The sequence below is a fragment of the Methylobacterium sp. E-066 genome (assembly GCF_022829635.1).
Lineage (GTDB): Bacteria > Pseudomonadota > Alphaproteobacteria > Rhizobiales > Beijerinckiaceae > Methylobacterium.
Genome location: NZ_JAKSYO010000018.1, coordinates 1 through 6504, shown reverse-complemented (window position 1 = coordinate 6504; position 6504 = coordinate 1). Strand labels below are relative to the sequence as shown.

Annotated in this window: 8 protein-coding genes and 1 pseudogene; 5 read left to right on the top strand and 4 right to left on the bottom strand. The window is 64.6% G+C overall.

The window, feature by feature from the left end:
- Positions 1-160 precede the first annotated feature (160 nt).
- Entirely contained in the window at positions 161-700 is a 540-nt protein-coding gene (locus MKL20_RS00980) for a hypothetical protein (protein ID WP_243962933.1), read from the top strand.
- Positions 701-1018: 318 nt separating this feature from the next.
- Entirely contained in the window at positions 1019-1423 is a 405-nt protein-coding gene (locus MKL20_RS00975) for an integron (protein WP_244035099.1), read from the top strand.
- Between the two features lie 526 nt (positions 1424-1949).
- On the opposite strand, the pseudogene MKL20_RS00970 reads toward MKL20_RS00975, so the two are convergent.
- A pseudogene (locus MKL20_RS00970) lies at positions 1950-2340 on the bottom strand (hypothetical protein).
- A 42-nt stretch (positions 2341-2382) separates the two neighbouring features.
- On the opposite strand from MKL20_RS00970, the gene MKL20_RS00965 reads away from it, so the two are divergent.
- Both MKL20_RS00965 and MKL20_RS00960 read left to right on the top strand, forming a co-directional pair.
- Complete coding sequence (locus tag MKL20_RS00965) at positions 2383-2565, top strand: hypothetical protein (RefSeq protein WP_243962935.1); 183 nt, start codon at positions 2383-2385, stop codon at positions 2563-2565.
- 88 nt (positions 2566-2653) lie between these two features.
- Complete coding sequence (locus MKL20_RS00960; protein ID WP_244035098.1) at positions 2654-2878, top strand: hypothetical protein; 225 nt, start codon at positions 2654-2656, stop codon at positions 2876-2878.
- A gap of 48 nt (positions 2879-2926) precedes the next feature.
- Here the strand turns inward: MKL20_RS00960 and MKL20_RS00955 are convergent, their stop codons facing one another.
- A complete protein-coding gene (locus MKL20_RS00955) occupies positions 2927-3397 on the bottom strand; it encodes a regulator (protein WP_243962930.1) in 471 nt (156 codons plus the stop codon).
- Positions 3398-4087: 690 nt separating this feature from the next.
- Complete coding sequence (locus MKL20_RS00950) at positions 4088-4276, bottom strand: hypothetical protein (RefSeq protein ID WP_243962929.1); 189 nt, start codon at positions 4274-4276, stop codon at positions 4088-4090.
- Positions 4277-4865: 589 nt separating this feature from the next.
- Here MKL20_RS00950 and MKL20_RS00945 point away from each other — a divergent pair.
- Positions 4866-5096 carry a hypothetical protein gene (locus MKL20_RS00945; protein WP_244035097.1) on the top strand — a complete coding sequence of 77 codons (231 nt, stop codon included), beginning with the start codon at positions 4866-4868 and terminating at the stop codon, positions 5094-5096.
- A gap of 289 nt (positions 5097-5385) precedes the next feature.
- Here MKL20_RS00945 and MKL20_RS00940 read toward each other — a convergent pair whose 3' ends face one another.
- Positions 5386-6327 (bottom strand): tyrosine-type recombinase/integrase, encoded by a 942-nt coding sequence (locus MKL20_RS00940; RefSeq protein ID WP_244035096.1) that lies wholly within the window; start codon positions 6325-6327, stop codon positions 5386-5388.
- Between the last annotated feature and the right edge of the window lie 177 nt (positions 6328-6504).

The following is a 6504-nucleotide window of genomic DNA, read 5'->3' as shown; positions in this document are numbered from 1 at the left end:
CGCGCACGCCTCCCTGCACCGAGCACGACCTGAGCGCTCGGCCGTCCCATCACCCGCTCCTGCGCCGTCCGCACCCTGGACGCTGCCATCAGCCCTTGCGCCGACGGATTAGTGCGATGCCGCGGCCCCTCGTTCACCCCTGCGAAGAAGGAAAGCCGTGATGTTTCTCCGTTCGATCTGCTGCGCTACCCTCGTCTCCGTCCTGGCCGGCCCTGCGCTGGCGCAGGATGCAACCGCCACACCGGACAGTTCGGCCGCCACATGGCAGATGCCCTGGCAGATCGCGCCGATCGGACCTGCCTCGGCCGCGGCCGGCGAACAGACCATCCTGTCGATGGTACCCGGCACCGGCTTGGTGAAGGGCACTTCCGCCGCCCTGCAGACCATAGGACAGCCGCTGCCCGAGGTGCCGGGCCGCAACCGCACGGTGGATACCTGCCGGGCTACCGTCATGAGCGAGGCCGGAAAGGCCGGCATGAAGCAGGTTGAGGCCGTCTCGGCGGGCGCGGACAGGACCGACAAGAAAGGCGACTACTTCGCTCCGGTGCTGTTCCGCATCACCTACGAGCGGCCGATGATGTACGAGGTGCGGGAAGCGGCGATGATCTGCGTCGTGAGTCGTAAGGGCGCCATCGTCGACGCCTACATGCCGGCCGACGAGTCGGTCGTGACGCAATGGACCGCCCTCAGCCGCCGGTGAGCTGACGGCGACAGCACCTCCTACGCTTGGCACAGGCTCGTCTCTTCCCGCCTGCAAGCCCAAGGTGTCCGCGACACCGCAAGGCGTGCGGCGGGCCAGCACGTGACGACAGGCGCTCTCCGGGCCAGTTCCCCGTAGAGAGCCCGTGAAGCCTTGGCCGGGCAGTCGCGTCAGGGGCGGTGCGGCGGGGGAACTGGACACCGCAAGCGCCGGCTCACGGCCCGGATCCCCTCATCCTCAGACGCGTTGTTCATCCTCTCGCCCAGCAGGGCGGTCGAGTTGCCGACCCTCCCAAACATCCGACAGCTCGACGCCCTCATGCCATCGATCGTATCGCGGCTTGCGCTGCTTCTCGCGCTCATGCTGCCCTGCACAGCCTCGGCTGATACTGCACCGCTGAACGTGCCGATCCTGATGCACGGGGCGATCGGGGACGATGCCTGTCCTGAGAAGGGCCATATCGTCGAGGTCGGACCGGAGCCGGATAGTTTCCTCGCGGTCCAAAGCGGTCCCGGCGAAACGCCGTTCCGCGAGATCGGGCGCCTGCACGACGGCGACATGGTCGTAGTCTGCGAGAAGCTCGGACTGTGGTTGGGCGTCGTCTACGGCTCTGCGCTGCTCGGCTGCCGGACCACCATCCTCGTGCCCGTCGAGCAACAGTATACGGGTCCATGCGAGCACGGTTGGGTTCTCAGCCGCAACGTGAGCGTCGACCCGAAGTGATGCTGGTTCAGCCGAGCAGCCAGATCAGCGTCATGGCCCCGGTCATGAACAGAGCGGAGGACCCCAGCACTGCGCCGCCCTCGCGGTTATGCCGGAAAAAGGAGCGGGCGGTCGCAAGCATCGCAAGAACCGGAGACGGCGTTCGATCCGGTCAGTGTGTCAGCTGAACTGTGCCGGTTCGAGGACCGGGGAGACGCCGCATGGCAAGAAATCAGAGCTGTCGCTGGGCCGTCACACCCTGCGATATGACTGGAAGCAGCAGCTATCGGCTTCGAACGTCCGGGGCGCTGACAGCACCTGCTGCAGCGGCCGTGAGCGCTGCGCCGATCACGAACATCAGACCGGTCGAGATCATGGATCGGGCTCCTTCAGATCCAGAGAACCAGCATCCGCAGTGGTTAACGGCGCATTAACCGTTCTCAAATCGGGGCGGATTGAGGCAGCTAATGCAATCTACGTATATGCCGGATCTTCGGCCTCGGCGAGCTACGTAGTCAATCGATCAACAGCAACATGCTCATCGCCTTCAGACGTAGGGACCGCCGAACAAACCGCCCATCGCTCTCCGCCGGATCAGCGTCCGCCATCTACGGCGCTGATGCTCGCCTCGGTCGTAGATCATGTGGCAGCGCTGGCAGAACGCCACGGGGTTGGCATCCGCGTTGATCGAGGTGTCGTGATCGCGGTGGGCGGCGGCCAGCACGACATGGGTCCGGCGAGCGCGGCCGAGACTATCGGTACCAGACCTGCCCTGGATCCGGCGCCCCCACCCATCGCGCAAGCAGCCGGCCTTCAGCGTCCCACCAGCGCCCGTCGCCGAGATGGTAGACCATCCGTCCGTGCGGGCGACCACAGCCCTCATATCGCCCCTGCGCTCGGCCGAAGCGGTCGGCATGGTAGCGGCACTGTGCCACCAGGAGTGAAGAAGCTGAGCGGTAGAATGCCCCTACGTACCCTCGATGGACCTGTCCGACCTCGAATTCTGGGCGCTCCTCACCATCGCGACCCTTGGCCTGTTCGTGCCGGTGATCATCGTGTGGTGGAAGGGCCGCCCGATCATGCCGATCGCGGTGCTGAGCCTCGCGTTCTGGCCTGGCGCGCTGATCTTGGCGCTGCGGTTGCGACGCCGTCAGGATTTGTAACTTCAATCATGGTGGGAGCCTGAACGATACCGACCGTGGGGATGTTTGCTCATGGGCTGATCAAGCCGATCGGCCCGGAGGAATGTCCATGTCGATCAAGACAATCGCTCTCGCTGCCGCGCTCTCTGTCGCGATGGCAGGAGCAGCGATGGCGCAGACGCCTGCTGGCGGTGGTAGCGCCGAAGGCAACATGAACAACCCTGGCAGCGTGAAGAGCTCGTCTCAGAAGCGGATGGGTGGCCAGACCGGCATGATGGGACGGCGACACATGACCCGTCACCGGCGTCATCACATGCGCCGCTCCCGCATGTGAATTGATAGGGTTCAGCCCCGCAGCCGCAAAACTGCGGGGCGCTTTCCATCAGACGGGGCGACCGGCGACCTTCGCGGCTGTCCCGTCCGCGATCTGCGCCTCAAGCTGCGCCTTGAAGTCGGCGATCCCCAACACCTGGGTCGTGTTCCCGTCCTTATCGAGGAACTCGTAGAGCGCGTCTTCGATGTTGCGGTTGCTGAAGAAGACGATCGCATCCTGATCGCCCCCGCCCTCCTCGTGAGGTTCGCCATGGGCGGGCCCGGAGACAAAGCTGCCGGTGGGGCGGATTTCCTTTAGCTGACCGTTCGGGCGGTAGAACCGCAATTCGCCCTGCATGACCAGGGTGACGTAAGGGCAGTGATGCCGGTGCAGCATCACCCGCTGGTTGGCAGCGAACTTGAAGAGCACATCGACGATCCGGTTCTCCTCATCGACTTTGTAGACGAAGAAGGCGATGTGATCGAGCCAATCAAGGGTGCGCCACGTGATGTTGCTCTGGTCAAAGCTGTGCCGGTCCACGTAGTTTCCTCCGTATTGTTTTATACGGAGCGATAAACGTAGCTATATCGCTTATGAGCCCCGCTAAATGAGGAGACTGGTACTTCTATGCCGCCGGGTCAAACTCGTCCGGTGCAGGCCTGCTACCAGACGATCCCAAGGGCGAGGTCGGGTCGATCCAACGGTGGCCAAACGGCACAATGCTCTGGCCGAACACGACCCCTCGCCCGCCGGGTTCGAAGCGCCGGAGCACGTCACCGAATGACACCGCCTGACCAATCATCAGGTCGCGTCCACGAACGGGGGGCGAGGTATTTTCTTGTGCGCCTAGAGGGTCAGCTCACTGCCCAGAGCAACGGGAGCGCACCGGCCAGGAACAATGCCGAGGACAGGAGCACGGCGAGGCGCTCGCGATGATAGAGGGCGAAGGCGTGAGGTCGGGCGAACATGAGGCAAGCCGGATCGGATGGGTGCATCATGCACGCCCTCGAATCTTGACCGATCAGGGGCATTCCACGCCGTCCACAGGCGGTCGTCGAGCACCGTCGCATCCGAGCCACAGGCGTTTGGATGTGCCGGCGCGCACCTCTCAGCGGTCGGATCGGGCGTACCCGTTTCCTCGAGGCCGCCCTCCGCCCCCTCAGGCGGCCCGATCCAGCGGCGCAGTGACCCTCCTGGTTGCTGCGCCGTTGTCATTCGAGTCGGCGATGTTCACGCCCGCCGGGCTCGATCCGTCTCTTCCGCTGCGACCGCCTCGACCGCGGCAATGACGTTCTCCAGCTCGGCGACTTGGCGCAGCGCGCTCCCGGCCGGCAGCCCATCGTACTCGGCCATCGCCAGGATGAGCGTGCGCTGGTGCGCCTTCAGGCGTTCGAGGAGGGCGTTGAGCTTGTCAGGCATGGGCGGGCTGTAGCCGTCAGAGCGAAGGTCGACAACCGAGGCGATGGCCTGGGCCCCCATATCACTAAGCGACCGGCGTCGATGGCTTGCACGTGCTGCAATCGGTACCGGCCATTCGGTTGCGGATTCTGCAAGCGAGCGCCATTGTCGGCGGCACGTCCGTCGAGACGATGTACACCCTGCGCAAAGCGCCGACCGGATCGCTCCTCTTCCCCTTCCCCGAGTTGAGCGTGGTTGAGATCGTGCGCAACGTGGAGACCGACAATGGTCAGCGCATGCTGGCCGGGTCTCGCGGGACCATCGTCATGGTCTACGACGGTGGAAGGCCTACAAAGTGGAGTTCGCTCGGCCGGTGGTTGGCGACACCACCCTGCGCCCCGACGTTCTGCGCGCGGCCTGAGTGCCCGGCGAGGGCCCGATGACGCTGCTGGAAGACTCGACGTGGCGGACGCGATCGGTCTGGTTCAGGCCGACCGGCGACGACCGCCGACTGCTGGTGACGGCCTACCCGTTCTAACCTCGACACCCGCACTCTGTCGCTTATCCTCGCGGGATGCGCGCCAGCATGTCGTAGGTCGCCGACCGGCCGGTGAGCTTCGGCACGACGCCCAAGCGCTGGGCCGCTCTGAAGGCAATCGTGCTGGCCGATTGGACCCTAAGTGAGGGCAATTGGAGCAACGATCAGGTCGCTCGCGAGCATCGATTCGTCAGCGAAAAAGTCGAGCGTAAACGTGCGGCCGGAAAGCTCGGCGGTCGGCCTGAGCCATTGGATTACAGCCTCTCGATTTCTCTTTCCGCTCTTGGCGGCACGGTGGCATGACCGAACTCGGTGATGCGGAACTCACCGACGCCCAGATCCGCGCCATCAGCCGGCACAAAAACGCCCGAACCCTGCCCCGCTACGTAAAAAGGACCGAGCGCCAGATCATCGCCGGGACGCGAGAAAGCGCCGCCTCACCCGAACAAATCGAGAGGATTTGTCGGAATGAGGAGCCGCCGGCTTGTCGGAACGACCGATATCAAAGCGAGCCAAGTCATTGTAATGCTTGGCGACCCCGGTTGGGCTCGAACCAACGACCTGCCGCTTAGAAGGCGGCTGCTGCGGTCGATTAAGCTATTGCTGATGCGCCGTTTTTAAGCGAGTTGTCGTTGCCGTGTTGCGTTGGTGTTGCTGGTTCAACCGCGCCGAGCACAGAAAGCTCGCCTGCAGTGACCGCCCGGCGGTCCGTCCGGCCAGACTTGAACAGGTGTCCATAGACCCGTTGCGTGAACTCAGGCGACTCATGCCCTGCCCATTCCGAGACCTGCCCGATCTTCGCTCCCTCGTCGATCCAGAGCGATACGGCGAAGTGCCGGAAGCTGTGCGCCGTCCAGCGCGGCGAGCCGTCAGCCGCTATGATCCCGAGAGCGATCTGTAGGGGGCCGAGCTGCCGGTTCACGATGTTTGGGTAGCCGATCGGTGTTCCGGTCTCCGACGGGAACACCAGATCGCCCTCCCCTGCCATCCTAGCTCGCCAGTTCGCCAGGATCGTTGCGAGCTGTGGGCCGATCGGCACGCTACGCAGAGCCGCCGCCGTCTTCACGGTGTTTCGAACATTATAGCGGTCGACTCCTTCTCGGACCTGAATGTGCTCAGGCTCGACGTTGGCCCAGGACAGGCCGCGCGCCTCACCGATGCGCAGGCCGGCAAGAGCCATCGTGGCCAGGAATGGCCGGAGCCATGGTGTTGGGCGGAAAGTCTCCACAGCGACCCCTGAGTGCCGCGCGCGGAAGGCACGCGCCTGCCGGATCGGATGCTCGGTCGAGACCCGCCGCACCTCAACGACACGGGCCCCGTCTCCGCTTCGCTCACGAGCGATCAGAAACAGAGCCTCGGTATCAGCGGCTGCGGCGAGCATCGCCCTAACGACCTCGCGTTCTGGAATGCGGATCGTCTCCTCGACCTCACGGATCTCTGCGCGCCGTGTTTTCCGCCGGCTCCTAAGCGAGCGGACGGGATTAGCGTGGGCAAGTCGCCGACGGATCGCCTCATCGAAGATCGCACCCAGCACGATCCTGGCACGCCGACACGTGTCGTCGGTGCGTCCTGTCAAACAGCGTTGAACATTGACCCTGGATCGGCGTCGAACTTTGACCCCCCGGATGGGGCTGACGGGACGTCCCTAGTCAGTCCGGCGAAGCGGGTCGGGGTGGCGCAGCCGGGCTGATCAGGGGTCCAGCAGGCGCGA